At 55.1% G+C, this 16,013-nt stretch carries 7 protein-coding genes; 3 read left to right on the top strand and 4 right to left on the bottom strand.

Annotation, left to right across the window (positions count from 1 at the left end; all coding sequences use genetic code 11):
• Nucleotides 1–1,410: 1,410 nt before the first annotated feature.
• Nucleotides 1,411–1,977: a recombinase family protein gene (locus HMPREF2857_RS06155; RefSeq protein WP_070643160.1), complete on the top strand. Its 567-nt coding sequence runs from the start codon at nt 1,411–1,413 to the stop codon at nt 1,975–1,977.
• A 31-nt stretch (nt 1,978–2,008) separates the two neighbouring features.
• Here the strand turns inward: HMPREF2857_RS06155 and HMPREF2857_RS06150 are convergent, their stop codons facing one another.
• The 4 genes from HMPREF2857_RS06150 to HMPREF2857_RS11115 form a co-directional block, all read right to left on the bottom strand.
• Nucleotides 2,009–2,395 (bottom strand): hypothetical protein, encoded by a 387-nt coding sequence (locus HMPREF2857_RS06150; RefSeq protein ID WP_070643158.1) that lies wholly within the window; start codon nt 2,393–2,395, stop codon nt 2,009–2,011.
• Between the two features lie 582 nt (nt 2,396–2,977).
• A complete protein-coding gene (locus tag HMPREF2857_RS06145; protein WP_141752740.1) occupies nt 2,978–3,382 on the bottom strand; it encodes a hypothetical protein in 405 nt (134 codons plus the stop codon).
• A 67-nt stretch (nt 3,383–3,449) separates the two neighbouring features.
• Nucleotides 3,450–3,791: a pentapeptide repeat-containing protein gene (locus tag HMPREF2857_RS10900; protein ID WP_168165025.1), complete on the bottom strand. Its 342-nt coding sequence runs from the start codon at nt 3,789–3,791 to the stop codon at nt 3,450–3,452.
• Between the two features lie 19 nt (nt 3,792–3,810).
• Nucleotides 3,811–4,359, bottom strand: a complete 549-nt coding sequence (locus HMPREF2857_RS11115; protein ID WP_141752739.1) for a hypothetical protein — start codon at nt 4,357–4,359, stop codon at nt 3,811–3,813.
• Between the two features lie 285 nt (nt 4,360–4,644).
• On the opposite strand from HMPREF2857_RS11115, the gene mobF reads away from it, so the two are divergent.
• Both mobF and HMPREF2857_RS06125 read left to right on the top strand, forming a co-directional pair.
• Nucleotides 4,645–8,289 (top strand): MobF family relaxase, encoded by a 3,645-nt coding sequence (gene mobF / locus HMPREF2857_RS06135; RefSeq protein WP_083310517.1) that lies wholly within the window; start codon nt 4,645–4,647, stop codon nt 8,287–8,289.
• Between the two features lie 768 nt (nt 8,290–9,057).
• Nucleotides 9,058–15,885 carry a hypothetical protein gene (locus tag HMPREF2857_RS06125; RefSeq protein WP_168165024.1) on the top strand — a complete coding sequence of 2,276 codons (6,828 nt, stop codon included), beginning with the start codon at nt 9,058–9,060 and terminating at the stop codon, nt 15,883–15,885.
• The last annotated feature ends 128 nt before the right edge of the window (nt 15,886–16,013 follow it).

The following is a 16,013-nucleotide window of genomic DNA, read 5'->3' as shown; positions in this document are numbered from 1 at the left end:
CGCCGAGCCAGACACACATTTTGACCCTTAACCCAGAAATTCTGTCGTGACATAAAAAAACCGCCGATTTGAGGATCTATCAGGAATACCTAACAGACTAGCCTTGGCGGTTCTAGTTAATTAGTATTGTAACGTCACGTCCCCCCGAATGCACACTGTCCCACCCCCGAATCACCCCGGTTGAGTGCGACGTTCACTCACCGCTATCTAAACACACGCAACACATTGGATACAGCGGCGGAAAACTGGCTCGCAATTGCCGTAACAGATGCAGGCCAAAGGATTCAGTATCATTTTGGCTAGCTAATGGGTCTGATATACTTACCTGCGGTTTCGACCAAAGTTTCGGTTATACGAGCTTTGGTGCGACTTCTGCGTCGACGTGCGGGTTTTTTGCCACCGCACGCGATGGCTCGCCTGCACGTCAAACTGGCGTTGGAGAGTTTGTCGACACGGGAGGTTCATCATGGATAATCGTGAACAACCCGGCAGAGAAAGAAAAAACTCTGCAGTCAGGTACGGGTGGGAATTCGTATCACTGACTAGCAGAGTTCTGTATGTCTTTGCCGTTTTGGTTGAGCACCACACCTGGATTGCTGAGGTGCTTCACCAGCTTGGCAGTTAATGCCAATCGTTAGTCCTAGTGGTTGCCGCCGCTAGGGCTAACTTTTTGACTAGGGAGCGCATGACACGTCCCTTTGTCAACGAGGCCATGCTAACACAATCAATGCCAAATTGAGATATTTTTTAACAGCCGGGGGCAAATCTAGAAACTCTTCACGTTTCAAACGAGGTTACTTCAATCCTCCTTCTCTTATCTCATTAACCTCATTGAGCCGACTGGCCTAATCTCTACCACCCGACCGAACGAGCAATGCCCACCACGGTCACAGCCCCCTTCGGGCAACGTCCCCATATCGATCAATCCCTATCTTGCCCCATTCATGGTTTCGATCACTTCATTAAGTACCTAAAGCGATTAGAACTCTGGCTGGCCCCGTATACAAGTCAAACCGGCGATAGGCGGTCGTCTAACGCCGGACTTAACTGTTATCGACGAATCGCAACAACCTGCATGACCAAACAGGCGTTTACCCCCGGCGATAAACCTGGCCACATAGGCACCTTAACCGCCTAAAGTGGAACGTATGCCAGCCTCGCAATACATGCCGGATTATCTCGACCGCGCCACTTCCATCGCCCGCCTCCGTGACTTTGCCCTCCATTGGTCAGCTCAAGTAGCCCCATGGAGAAGAACTAACGAAACAGGCACCGAAAACTTGACCGAGCAGTTGATCGGGCCTTCGAATCGATGAAAGTCCTGTCCAACGACCAAGCACACCGGGAATTGCTCTTCGCAAACTACCAAGCACTCCTCACTGAGAAAACCGATGCAAAGGCGAATTAAATATGAAAATCGGTTACGCCAGAGTCTCAACTGAGAAGCAAGATCTAGAAGCGCAACGCTTAATCCTCACAAATGCAGGCGTTGCGGACTGCCGAATCTACTTTGATCATGGGGTCTCTGGACGAGACCAACAACGACCAGGCCTAAAACAGGCCATGGCCGCATGCCGCTCCGGTGACACCTTAGTAGTAACAAAGCTCGATCGATTAGCACGCAGTGTCCATGATGCATCTGAAATATCGGAGCACCTGCAAGCACAGGGCGTGGCGCTACAAATAGGTTCGGAAGTTTACGACCCTACGGTACCGACTGGAAAATTGCTCTTCAATGTGCTGGCGATGGTTGCAGAATTTGAAGCTGACCTTATCTCTGCGAGGACGAGAGAAGGAATGGCAATTGCAAAGAAAAAAGGCAAGCTAAGAGGAAAACAGCCAAAGCTAACTTCTCGACAGCAACAACATGTTCACCAGATGTACGCATCTGGTGAATACACTCAAGCTGATATTGCTGAGTTAATGAATGTCTCTGATCGAACCATTCGCAGGGTCCTCAAAACCGATCATTCCTGACAGAGGCTAATTTTCTGCCAGCTCGCATCCATTAACCCAGCAGCTTTTCGACCTCTGCTTTGCACTTTCTAAATGCGCCGTTGTAGCTTGATGCACCCTCTTCGCCAGCATCAAACCGATTAATTCCGTAAATCACCGATGTAATGTCGCGCACTTCGCCATGACCTGTGCGCAATAGTAACTTGAATATCGATGACTCTGGCTGCCGCCAGTTTCCATCGTTGACTAGTGCTATTTGACTTCCAGATTCGACATCAATCCACCCCGCTTCAACCGGGTAGTCTGGATTGTTTGTAGAAATATCTCCAGCACCGTAAGTGGCCTGTGCGTAGCCATTATCGTCAACATTCGTTTGTACTTTTCGGTTCCACCCTTGCCAAAAAGTCTCGTCAACCGAAGTCTCAATCCATAACGCCATTTCTTCTTTCCTTTATTAGGAATCGAGTTGGTGAATCGCTTATAACTTTACCTGCCAAATAGTTTCCACGCACTACCGTCACGAGACTATTCACAATCTATTCATGCGTCGTTCCCTATCGGAAATAGCGATGGTTGTTCTAACGGGTTAACAGGCCTACGCGCTGCAAGCGCGTAGGCCTGTTCATTCCACCCCTCTGCCAACGCCGCACGAACATCACGCGACCGCTGCACCCGAGACCTAGTTTGAGTATCTAGCCCTGGTCGCTGGCCACGTGCTCGACCGGTCAACGAAGCATACAGGGCATTTGCCTCCCGAGTCGACGCAATCACATGATGTGAACCGACCCGTACACATAGCGGTTCATTACAACGATGGTCAGCTACAACATCAGAATTCGATATATCAGTGCCGGAAAGCATCAGCGCGAAACGATGCGCTGACACCGAATACTGCCGACCATCAACACGAAAATTAATCCGACCATAGCCATCAGGCGAAGAAATTGCTCCCGTGAAAATCCAACATCCATCAGGAGACGGACTTTTCACCACCTTTCCCCAAAACGACTCAACGACGCGATTAGGAATTGTTGCTGGCAGCCGAGTCATTGGCATCCGGCTCCTCGCCTACAACCCCATCAGAGTTGGACTCCTCTACCTCAGTATCGTCGTCTGCCTCATCATCGCTGTCCGGTTCCTGCTCAGTTTCCGCTTTGCGGGCGTGCGGTGAACCGACGAGATCAAGCGCTTCATTAATCCGGCGCATGGGAACAGTGAAGTCCCTCGCCAGCTTTCCCTTTTTCTCTCCCTCATCCAGCAACTTATCGAGCGCCAGCCCAAACGACTCAAGCGCATCGTCCAACGCTTCTAACGCGATGAATGCGTCCGTACGCGCTGACTGCATACGGGCAAGACGGTCAGCTTCTTCCTTTTGAAGCTCGCGCGCACGACGGCGGGCTTGTGCTCTTCTGTCTTTAGTCACCATGCCCAAAGAAAAACACCGCGCAGAAACAAAGTTAAGACGCTACCCCCACAACAAGCGCTAACACTCGCTAATTTCCATCTGGACTGTGTACATCAACGGAGGCTGTGTCCAGTCCTATGCTGTTTCTGAACTGCTCAGATTCAGCATAAACTGGTAGAAGACAAGCGTCGAAAAACTTCGCTCCATCAAGTACCGCGCCCCGAAAATCAACCTCGCTAAGGAATGCGCCTTCAAAGTCTGCATCAATTAGGTTCGCATTTCTCATGTTAGACCACGCCAGCATTGCTCCCCGGAAGGAGCATCCCTGGCACTGGGAGCCTTCAAAATCAGCGTCGGATAAATCATAGTTTGAGAAATCTTTACCCCTCAGGTCTTTTCCTCGTAAATCTCGACGAGAGGATTCAGACATTTCTCTATACATCGAACACCTACTTCAGCTGAGGAGAATTAACTACCCAGTCAGGACAGCGTCCCTGTACCCATGGACAGTATGTTGTAACAACACCATATGGTCGCCCATCGGTGACCTTGTTGAATCCGACTACTGCCAGAACATCCCGAGTCTCCAGTTTCCGGCATTTCCTGGTCGGTCCCCATCCCTCACATCGAATATGATCCATCGGCAATCGGTACTCGACCCTATCTCCGCCGTTAAAGGTTTCAATCTTGGGAGCATACTGGGTAACGACTTGCGGTGCATTAGCACTAAGCCCGTGTTTTGACTGAATCTTTGATTGAGCACGCTCACGCATCACTACTCGTCGGCCATTCTTGTCGTCCCACTCTTCGACAATCCGATAGCCGTCTCCCCCGCCTGACATAAAGGCTGTTTTAGCACCACGTAGAAGTAATTCCGAACTTAACGAATCTTTTGAGACCGGCATTCCTTCAATGCTTCCAAAATCCGTTACCTCCGAAGATGCCTCAGCGATCGGAGCATGAACCATCAGTGCGCCGAATGCAGCCAAAGCAATCATGCCTAGTCTTTTCCTCATTTTGAGCACTTTCTCTCGTGTACTAATTCCAAAGACCTGCGCTTAAGCATATCCTCCAAGTCACTATCAGTACATGCCTTACCGTTCTTGTGGTGTTTTTCACATTGCTCCTAAAGAGCAACACACCTCTGGCAGATATACATCTGCAACTTCTTAGGGGCTGACCAGCGCGAACGCGCAAGGGTGAAAAATCGCTCTAGTTCGTCATCGTTCAGACCTCAAAAGTAGGTCTTAACTTCTGCAATTTTTCTTCCTAGCGTCACGCTCATGATGTCGATTCGAGTGGTCAACGCAGGAGATGGGTACGCCTATCTCCTACGCAACGTTGCCACTGCCGACATCGACACAGGGACAAAAACCAAACTCGGTGACTACTACCAAGCCACCGGTACTCCCCCGGGCCGCTGGTACGGGCGCGGACTCACCAGCCTCGACTCCACCGCCATCACAGCAGGCACAACTGTCACCCAGGAGCACATGGCCGCACTCTACGGCGAGGGACTTCACCCCGAGGCCGACTCCCGTATCGCCAACGGCACATCCATTGCCGACGTACAACTCGGTCGCGCCTACCCGTTCTACTCCGGCGGACATCAGGTACTCAAAGAGCTATCGACCATGGAAAAACAGTTCCGCTACCACGCTGGCCGCAGACCCACCGAGCAGGAACGAAACACCATCGCTGTCGATGTCGCACGCAAGCACTACAGCGACGAAACCGGCTACTCGAATGCGACGCCAAAGGAAATTCTGGCGTGGGTCAACGAGAAGAAAAACTCCGTTCGCCAAGCTACTGCAGGCTTCGACCTGACATTTTCACCAGCGAAGTCTATCTCTGTGCTGTGGGCGCTCGGCGACGAGGAGACGCGCAAAACCATTGAGTCCGTTCACAGTGAATGCGTCTCTGCTTCCCTAGATTGGCTCGATAACAACGCACTGCGCACCCGTTGTGAAGTCAATGGAGTCAAGACGTTAACGCGCACGCGCGGCCTCATTGCCGCACAGTTTGTCCATTACGACACCCGCAGCGGTGACCCGGATCTTCACACGCACTGCCTGGTTTCAAACAAAGTCCAAGGCCCCGACGGCAAATGGCGCAGTGTTGATTCACGCTCGCTGATGAAGTCTGCCGTTGCCGCATCCACCCACTACAACGCACTGATGATGCAGCGGCTAGGAGATGAACTCGACCTCGCGTTTACTAACTATGAGACCGATCCTGCCAAACAACCCGTGTGGGAAGTCGCAGGTATTGATCCCAAGATGATTGCTCATTTCTCCAAACGACGCGCTGGCGCGCGTCCTCGCTATGAGCAACTCCGAGAAGCCTATCAGCAGGCACACGGGCGGACACCGGGCCTGCGCGCAAGCCGAAAGCTCTGGCAACAAGCCGTGTTGGATACTCGCCCGAGCAAGGACGCAGCGCAATCACTGCAGTCTTTGCGTCAAACATGGCAAGCCGAAGCCCGACAGTTCTTCGGCAACTCGGCTACCGACGCGGTGGAAAAGAATGTCTCTCACGCAACTGATACCCGAGCAATTGCACCGGCGGTGGACTCTGAGAAGTGGCGCAAATTTGTCACCGAACAAGCCGAATCGTCGATTGCTCTTGCGGTATCGAGGCGTTCCGAGTTCCGCCGCCACCACCTCCACACTGCTGTGGAGCAGGAACTTTCTGCCTGGATTTTCCCCTCCCAGCGCGCACGCGCCCTCGCCACCGAGCACGTCATGGACAGAGCTTTAGAGTCTGCTGTACGCCTGACCCCACAGCCGTCCTACCATATTCCCGGTCGACTACTTACCGAAGATGGTGAACTATTTGACCGCAGCGCCGACCATGTTGTCTACACCAGCGCCGACGTACTTGCGGCGGAAAACACAGTCCTCGACTCCGCTGTCGAGCCAACAGCTCACGTTGTAACCAACGCCGAGATTGACCGTGCTCTGGCCCGTCACCAGCAAGCTAAAGGCTTTGCACTGAATGCTGGGCAGGAAGCGCTGACGCGGCACCTGCTGTCTGCCGGAATGCAAACGGTCGCCGGTGTTGGCCCCGCCGGCACCGGTAAGACGGCCTCGATGGCCGTTGTCGCCGACACGTGGAGAAACTCAGGTAAACAGGTTTTCGCGCTCGCCCCATCTGCAGTCGCTGCCAAAACTCTCGGCGAAGACATCAACGAAACTGGCCATACTTTGGCGTCGCTGACCTACCGCTGGCGCGGGAAAGTCGGTTCAAGCCCGAAAAACGCGGACGCAATCCAGCGTGCGATTGGTAAGACTATTCGACCTGGCGACATGCTGCTCGTTGATGAAGCGGGCATGGCAAGCACAGATGATTTGGCCGCCATTGTCGAAATCGCGGACGAAACAGGCGCGGTCGTGCGTATGGTCGGTGACCCCTACCAGCTGGACGCGGTGGAAACCGGTGGCCTGTTCCGTACCGTATGTAAGCGCACTTCTGCCGTCGAGCTTGACCAGGTGATGCGGCAGGGTGACGATACCGCCCAGGCTCATGCTGGCCTGAAAATCCGTCGAGGCGATGCGTCTGGACTCGATGAGTACGACCGTCGTGGCTGGATTAGCGGCGGTACACGCTCCGCCATGGTCTCTGGTGCCGTGGATGCGTGGTTGGCAGATTTTGACCGTGGACGCTCCACACTTCTCGTCGCGTCCACCAACGCGGTGGTCGATGATGCCAACACTCGCATTCAGCGCGAACTTATCGACCGTGGCAAGGTGCAAGCCTCCGCCGGTTGGTTAGCTCGTCTTTTGCGTAAAACCCCGCCACAAGCGCAGCTCGGAGATCATCACACCGCCTATGTTGGTGACACTATTCTTACCCGCCGCAACCAGGTCATGCGGCAGCCTGACGGCAGCGAACACAAGATTCTCAACGGCCAGAAATGGCAGATTGACCGCATTGGCAAAGACGGCTCAATCACCGCAATTAACACCGAAAATGGTCGCGGGATTGTTCTCGATGCCGACTATGTACGCCAGCATTGCCAGCTTGGGTATGCCTCCACTATCCACCGCGCCCAAGGTGTCACGGTCGATACCACTCACGCAGTGGTGGACTCGACGACTGATAGACGCGGACTTTACGTGGCCTTAACCCGAGGACGAGCAGAAAACCACGTTTGGGCAATCACAGATACCAGCATCGATGAAGCCGAGGAAGAAGCGCACCTCCACATGGACGGTGATGCTCATGCTCCGACCGCTCGCGATGTTCTGACACGCGCCGTTCATCGCGACCACGGCCACGTTGCAGCCACCGACATCGCCGAGAATCTTGCAAATCAAGACTCCGCCCCACAACGCCAGCGTCAGTTGTATCGCACCGCAGTGCAGGCGCTCGCTGCTGATTACGCAGCAAGTGCCACCGAGCGCCTCCTTGACGAACTGCCCATCAACGCCGCCAATCGCATTGACCAGCAGGCAGTCTCTCGCATTCGCACCGCGGCGGGCCGTGCCGCATTACGCGGTGTCGATCTCCGCGACCATCTCGCACAGGTGTGTCGGTACGACGCTACCGAGCGTGATCTCGGCGCGGTTATTGCTTCCCGGATTGACCAGCTTCACTCCCCTGGTTCACCGCTAAAGGACACGCATATCCCACCGATGACCCCGACGACCGACATGCAGCTACACGCGTTTGCCGTCGAGTTATCCACACAGCTCGAAAACGTCACTGTGACAGAAACGCCCGAAAGGAACGTGCAGGAAAACAATGATTCTAAACACTCTCGTGAGCAGTTGCGTGAAATGTTCCGCGCCCGCGTACGCACAGCCGCACAGGAAGCAGCAGCACAGGGACCCGCCCGTCGAGCCGCCGCCCATGAGCACACCAACCAATCCACCATCCCGCAAATCGAGTATGAGACTTCACAGGATAGCGACTTCGAACTTTAACGTCGAAAAAATCGAGCACCCTCAGAAAACCGTTGAAAATTACCTATAACTGTTATAACCTCAAGAAGGAGCGATAGTATGGCTCGCAGGAACGTGCCTAGCAACGACCAGTTGTCACTCTTTGACACCGACTCACTCGCCAATATCGACAAGGAGAAGAACAATGCCGCTGATCGAATCCACCCACTGGACTCCGCCGGACGACCATTGGCTGATGCCGGACTACGACGTGGAGACCTTCGATACGAGACTGATTCAGCAGTATCTTCTCCTGATGGATCAACCAGCGACACCGCCGCAGGTGTACCAGTTTCTAGAGGCTCTGGCCGACGAACTCAGCGAACGATTCCTACCAGCAATCACGAAGGAACTGGAGGACAATCGAGCGCCGGAGGAAACAGAGGCCGACGTAGCGCGGAACCGTCAACGACTGATTTTTCAGTTCCGCCAACACCAATTCGCAACCCAGCTCCTAGCCCCGGCCCTGACCAAGTATCCCGGACAGTGGACAATGCTTCATCCACTGTTGATGGCGCATCGTCCTTTCAACCGGACAGCAGCAGCCGACAACGCAGTGATGAAATCAACAATTCTGGCAGCACACCAGGAACTGGGGCTTCCCACCGATCCGGCAACAATCGACGACCGCTGGAAGAATCTGAACGAACAGGTCGATTTGCTAGTGACGCAGCGCAAGATTCACCACTTTCAGCAGTGGATGAATCGGTCGAGCGAGTATCCGGTCAGCGAGGAAGCAATGCGAAACCTGTGGAAGCAGGAGCAGATGCTCGCCGCCAATCAGATTATCCACGAGGAGCTAACCGAACCGATAACCGCGAAGCATCTGGCCGAGGAGGAGAATTCCTCCCGGGCGGCCGATTTACTCTAGCACCGAGCGACGAACCTGCTACCAGCCCTGCGACTATTACCGCCGACCAGTACCGCCTACTGGCTGCTGACCTCGACGAGCGTGAGCGATTCATCGACCAGCCAGAATCCCTGGAAGGCTATGCTCTGCAGACGTGGCGGAGCCAGCTTGAAGCGCTCGCCACTCGGTCGGGCTTGGTTAGTGATGCCAACGACGAGGTGGCTGATAACCCGTTTTGGGCCACCGTTGGTCGCGTGTTTTCTGAACAATCCGTCGATGAGCTGACAGCCATGGTCAACAGTCCAGCGGCCACCGAGGAATACGTCTCACGCGCGCATTTAGAGCTGGCCCGTCGTGGCCGGTTCTACACCGACGGACGTGATCCTGACGATACGGATTTGTTGCTTGCCGACGCTGCCTTTGGGCGCGTAGGCCTTGACGAACTTACTGACGACAACATTCGCCAGATTACTGAACGCTGGGAAATCGCCGACTTCACCACGCATCTAACTCCGCCTGCCCGTGAAGCGCTGTCGGCTTTGGGAGATTGGGCCCATGATGCCACAGATCTAATTGTTGCTGATCAGGTGGCAGAGAACCCACAGTTTTACCGCGAGCAGCTGCGCTTGGGACGCACTACTAGCCCTTTTGTTCGCGATGCACTGCTGGCGCATCTTGACCGCGACGAGCTAATTATGGCCTGGGCCGAGGGGCATATCCGTAGTACAACCGCCGATGATGACCCAGCTCGGTTACTGCTCTCTGAACTTCCGGCAGACCTCGACGACAACCAGCTACAGGCGAGTCACGAAAGTCTGAGTACCCTGCGTGAGTCCGCTCCTATCCACGTGCAGCCTTATCTCGACGAACTGCTCACTGACGCATATGCCGAAATCGCTGTCCGCGCCGATGAGGACGACACGCACACCGAGGTAACTGTCGAGCCGGACACTACCGTCGAGGAGCCGTCCAGCACCTCCACTGCTGACCAACCACGAGCCGATACCGCGCTGACTTTTTCTCCACCTGCTGAGTCTCTGGCACCTCAGGGTGCGAAGGCACGTGCTCACGCCAATATCGAAGCCATCAAACTGCTAGCGACACTCGATGAGGAAAATCGCTGGCCGACAGCCGAGGAGCAGACAACCCTGGCAACCTATTCAGGTTGGGGTGCTGCTGACCAGGTTTTCCAGTCCAATAATGATCAATGGGCACGCGAATATGACGACCTGGTGGCCGCCCTTCCTGACAATGTGAGCATTGACCAGCTCAGAGCCTCGGTGACCACGGCCTTTTACACCGCTCCTGGGGTCACAACAGCTATGTGGGATGCGCTGAAGACAGCGGGATTTGACCGTGGCCACGTGCTGGAGCCAGGATCTGGCATAGGTGGATTTATCGGTGCGGCACCGAATGCCGCCGAGGTTACCGGGGTCGAACTCGACCCGATTGCGTCTCGCATTAGCTCCCTGCTCTACCCGGACGCCACCATTCTCAACCGTGACTTTACGGCGGTTAGCCCAGATACTCGTCCGTTCGACGCGGCCATTGGCAATGTCCCCTTTAGCAATCGCGACAAGCCGACGGACCGACAGTTCAACCCCGATGGCTTAAGCGTCCATAATTATTTCATTTCCAAATCTGCCCAGCTGGTACACCCAGGCGGGTATGTTGCGCTGATTACCAGCGCTCACACGTCAGATGCGGCACAATCGGCTGCTCGAGAAGAAATCGCCAAGCACGCAGATCTTGTCAGCGCGGTACGCCTGCCAGAAGAAACGTTTCGTTCTGTGGCCGGCACTTCAGTTATCTCCGACGTGTTGTTCATGCGCGTACGCGAGCCAGATACCGACCCCAGTGACCTGACTCAACAGTGGCTATCGACCAACACCACGACCATCGGGGATACGCAGGTGCGTATCAATGATTACTTTATTGCCCACCCTGACCACATCATTGGTGAGACCAGCATCGGCCATAACCAGTGGGGCAACACCATCATGCGGGCCAACGCCTCCGAGGACGAGATCGCTCCAGCTCTATCGACGATTCTGCGAGCCGACATTGCGCAGGCTGTGGAAAACCAGCAGGGCTACACTCCCCTGTCTTCTGAGGCATCCTCACAGCAAAGCGCCGCGCTGCAATCAATTGTCTCCGACGCGGCAGCTCCAACTCCGATTCCTGGGCGCATCACCTACCGTATTGATGAAACAGGCGCATACGAGTTTTCTCAATACGCCCACCAGTCCGGCACATGGGAACCTATACGCGTTGCCAAGAACTTACAGAGGGAATCCGCAGAGCTCATCGACCTCCGAGACGCGGAAACTGCCCTACGCCAGGCCTACCAATCCGGCACAGGTATCGAGCTTGCGCAAAAGCGCCTCCACCAGCTCTACGACACCTATGTTGATGCCCACGGCCCCATCAATCGTTTTGAGATGCAGGCCGGGCGAGTCCCTTCTGCCACTGCGCAGAAAAAGGCCTACGCTACTCTCGCCGATGACTGGCGAGCGGCTAATGGTTTTGAACCCGGCGATCCGCTTCCGGAAGCTACCGAAACACTGCTGCGTGAGCAGGCCGCTGAGCCGACTCCCCGGAAAGTCCAAAGGCATCTGGCCGGACTGCGCGGTGATGCCAGCATCCAAAATGTCCTGGCACTAGAGCGTTTTGACGAAGCGACGGGAACTGCGCAAAAGGCTCCGCTGTTCGACCGCAATCCAGCCCGCCCGGTCACCGCGCCTGACCATGCAGACTCATTGGCAGACGCGGTGTCTATCACCCGCGCGGAAACAGGTGACTTCGACCTGCACCGTATCGCAGAGCTGACGGATTCCACCGTCGATGAAGCAACGGCCGGGCTGCTGGCTGACGGCCTGGCATTCCGCAATCCGCAAGCGCCGGAAGAACTCATCGAGCGCGGCGACTACCTTTCCGGCTTTGTTGCTGAAAAACTCACCATAGCTCGACTCGCGGCCAATAATGACCCGCAATTTCGCACTAATGTCGCAGCCCTGCAGGACGTGCAGCCGCCAGAGATTGACAGTTTTAGTATCCGTCCAGGCGCGACCTGGGTGCCCGAGCACTACTACGAGCAATTTGCCAATGAGGTTTTTGACACCAATCATTGGGCTGGATTAAAAATCTCGCGCGATAACGGTTCCTGGACGGTCTCTGTCGATAAGAACTACTGGGAATATGGTGGCACCGCCGACATGGAATATGGGCTGGTAGCCGCCAATAACCGCGACGGGTCAAACTATAATTTCCAAGCTACTGGACGGGCACGAGACGCCACGAACCAGGGTGTGGCGTGCTCCCGCAATGATGGTGTAGCGATACCGGCATACAAGACTCTAGAAGCGGTGCTGAATTTGTCAGCTCCCAAAGCCTCGTGGTCAAAAAGCTGGATTGAACAACACGGCGGGAAAGACTCCAGTCATGGCCAGGCCACAGCATTTCTGGCTCGTCGAGCCGAACTGCTCAAACAGACTTTTTCCTCGTGGATCATGGACGATCCCGAACGTGCCCGTAATGTCACCAAGGCCTACAACGATGCCTTCAACGGCTTCGTTCCTCGCACCTACGACGGCTCCGCGCGCGCAATGCCCGGGCTGGGAGACACGTTTGTTCCTTACGGCTACCAGCGCAATGCGGTCGAGCGCATTGTCAACGAACCAGGTGTGCTGCTCAATCACGTCGTTGGTGCCGGCAAAACCGGCACCATGTTTATGGGAGCAGCAGAACTCAAACGCTTAGGACTCTCCCGCCAGCCATGGATGGTCGTGCCCAACCACCTTGCTGATCAGATCACCCGAGAAGCCATCCAGTGGTATCCCACAGCCAACGTGCTCTCGGCTGCTGGTGTCTCGAACCCGACTGAGCGCGCCCGCTTTATTGCACAAACAGGTGCTGACGACTGGGATTTGGTGATTGTTCCGCAAAGCGTTTTCGAGCGCATTCCCGTCGATGATGAAACTCAGGTCGAATACTTGCAAGGCCAACTCGCTGAGGCTCGTCGCAGTCTGCAACAGGCAAAATCCACCGCTGGCAGCGAACGCACCCCATCGGTCAAGCAAATCGAAGGCAGCGTCAAAGCCATTGAAAATAAGCTCGACAAGCTACTGGACTCCCCCACTGACCAGACCCTGACGCTCAACCAGACACCATGCGACTACCTCATCGTCGATGAGGCGCACATGTACAAAAATCTCATGCGCTCCTCACAAGTGTCTGACTTAAATCACCAAGGCTCAAAAAAGGCCTCTGACCTGGATATGAAACTCGATTGGCTCCGAAAGTCCAAAGCCGAAAGCGGCACAAACGCCCCGGTCGTCACCTTTGCAACAGGCACACCCATCGCTAACAATCTGGCCGAAATCTGGGTCATGGCCAAGTACCTGCGCCCAGATATTTGTCAGAAGCTGGAAATCGACGATATCAATGCTTTCGGTGCAACGTTTACTGACCAAGTCGCAGACGTCGAGGTCAAACCGTCTGGTTCAGGACTGCGACAAAAGGTACGCACTGCGTCCTATGCGAATATCTCTGAGCTTGCGACCGCATCGAGTTTATTTATGGATGTTGTCACCTCTGACGACATCACCGCCGATTTGCCAGAACTAGCTTCTGGGAACACCAACCGCGTCATTGAGTTTGATGTGGAACAAGAGGTTAAGGACTTTATCGCTGACCTTGGTGTACGCAGTGATTACGACTGGGACGCCGACCCTGACCGTCGTCGCACCTCATCGAAAATCGGTGCCGATGTAACTGGCCAGGAAATTGATATGGCACTAAAAATTGCCTCTGACGGTCGCAAAGTCACACTTGACGGCCGCCTTGTTGGACTGGCCATTGACGGGCCGGGATCGCGTGTCGAAGCTGTGAGCACACAAATCCTTGACCAGTGGAATCAGACGAAAGACCGCATCTACCTCAATGCCGACGGCACTACCTCTGACAAACCGGGAGGTGTCCAGATTGTCTTTTGTGACTCCGGCACCCCGGGTGGCGCGAATTTCTCTATCTATGACGCGCTCCGCGACGAGCTTGTCGCTCGTGGCATGGATCGAAGCCGTATCGCTTTCGTCCACGAATGGGACAAGGACAAGGCCACCTTGTTCCAAAAGTGCAACGACGGTGACTTCGATGTAGTCATTGGCTCCACTCCAAAGATGGGCACTGGTGCCAACCTGCAGCGACGGGCTGTTGCCCTCCACCACGTCGATATTCCATGGAAACCCGCTGACCTCACCCAACGTGAGGGGCGAATCATGCGCCAGGGAAACCAAAACGAAAAGATTGAAATCTTCAACTACGTTGCCGCCGGAACGTTCGATGCCGTGATGTGGCAAACGCTGTACCGCAAGCAGCGCTTTATCGACCAATTCACTGCTGCTGATCGTGGACTACGCCAAATGGACGCACTCGACGATTCAGCTGCGCAAGCCGCCGCGCACAACAAAGCCATCGCTACCGGCGATCCGCGCTACGTCGACCTGCTCAACTACGACCGAGAAGTCGAGCGACTCGAATCCCTCAAGCAGGAGTGGGAATCTTCGCAAGCCTCTCACCGCCATGCTGTCGATGCCGCCACCTTCACTATCCGTCGCACCTCCCAGCAGCTTGGCCAGCTCGCCCCTCACCTGGAAGCCGCAGACAAGTGGAGCCAACTCGACGATTCAGACGCGAAAACGTGGGCGCTTCCCACTGGAGAAGTCATGCATGACCGTGCCGAGGCTGCCCGAGCACTTAGCAACGGGTTAGCCCACATTGCGCATACCCGTTCGACCAACAGACAACCGCTGCTCACCATCGGTGACGTTCCGCTGACGGCACGCTATGACTATGGCGAAGTCGAGGTTGGCCTGGCCGGTGCGGAAGAATCAGTGCGTTTTCGCCTCAGCGTTGACGAAATCGCTGATGCTGTCTCTCACACTACAGACGATAGAGTTTCCACTCGCGCCTACGGAATTCTCACACGCGCCGAAAATCGAGTCGGTGATATCCAACGTGTCGCCCATCAGCTCACCAACGATCTGGACTTCGCTGAAAGTGAACTCAGCAGGCTAAAAGAGGCTCCTGCAGCTACGGCTTTTGCCCATGATGCAGCGCTTGCCGATGCTGTCACCCGCCGCGATGACCTCCGACAAGAACTCAACAAGGAAAACGCATCGGAACAAGCCAAGCGTCAACGCGCCGAACGTGCGGAGCGCCTACGCGTGCGTGGCCGCGAGCCGATGTGGACATTGGAACTCTCCCCGACCGAAGGCTACGCAAAGGCAGTCTGCGCCACCGACGACCGTCACGCTGTTGTTCGTGCTGCGAAAACCCGCGAAGCAGAGGCGCTACGCGCCAATGACCTGATCAGTGATACCGAATACGAACATCGCATTCGACAAGCCAACCCGGGAGCACTCGACTTTGCCGACGATGATCTGGACTATTCCATTCTCGATGACGACGCCCTCACCAACCTCGCTGCCGAATACCCGCGCGGGATTAGCCCCCGTATGCGTGAGGAAGTCGCATCGCGAGGTATTGCTATCTCCAGCCCAGTTGAGGGCACGACCGCAGCCGGTCATGACCGCCAACGGTTTTTAGAAAGTGCCCGTGCCGCCATTGCCGATGTACTACGCGAGCATCACACACCACGAGTTATCGACCATGCCGAGCCACCTACCATTGTTGAACAATCGGTTGAAGATAATGAGGCTGAGTTCTAAGTGTAGACAGCTGCTACTTTCTGATTTAAAATAACTGCTGTGTTCGGAGCATCCCCCAACAAGACTCCGAGCACCGTACAGGTGACCGTTATCTTTCGCGGTCACCGCGTGCCCCCCCCCCCCCCCCC

It is taken from the genome of Corynebacterium sp. HMSC076C10, assembly GCF_001812455.1.
GTDB lineage: Bacteria > Actinomycetota > Actinomycetes > Mycobacteriales > Mycobacteriaceae > Corynebacterium > Corynebacterium jeikeium_D.
Note: the sequence above shows the minus strand (reverse complement) of the source record. Positions and strands in the feature narration are given on the sequence as shown.

Excerpts from the sequence above, each read along its gene's own strand:
- HMPREF2857_RS06150 (WP_070643158.1), bottom strand. The coding sequence starts at position 2,395 with ATGGCGTTATGGATTGAGACTTCGGTTGACGAGACTTTTTGGCAAGGG.
- mobF (WP_083310517.1), top strand. The coding sequence starts at position 4,645 with ATGATGTCGATTCGAGTGGTCAACGCAGGAGATGGGTACGCCTATCTC.
- HMPREF2857_RS06155 (WP_070643160.1), top strand. The coding sequence starts at position 1,411 with ATGAAAATCGGTTACGCCAGAGTCTCAACTGAGAAGCAAGATCTAGAA.
- HMPREF2857_RS06145 (WP_141752740.1), bottom strand. The coding sequence starts at position 3,382 with ATGGTGACTAAAGACAGAAGAGCACAAGCCCGCCGTCGTGCGCGCGAG.
- HMPREF2857_RS10900 (WP_168165025.1), bottom strand. The coding sequence starts at position 3,791 with ATGTCTGAATCCTCTCGTCGAGATTTACGAGGAAAAGACCTGAGGGGT.
- HMPREF2857_RS11115 (WP_141752739.1), bottom strand. The coding sequence starts at position 4,359 with ATGATTGCTTTGGCTGCATTCGGCGCACTGATGGTTCATGCTCCGATC.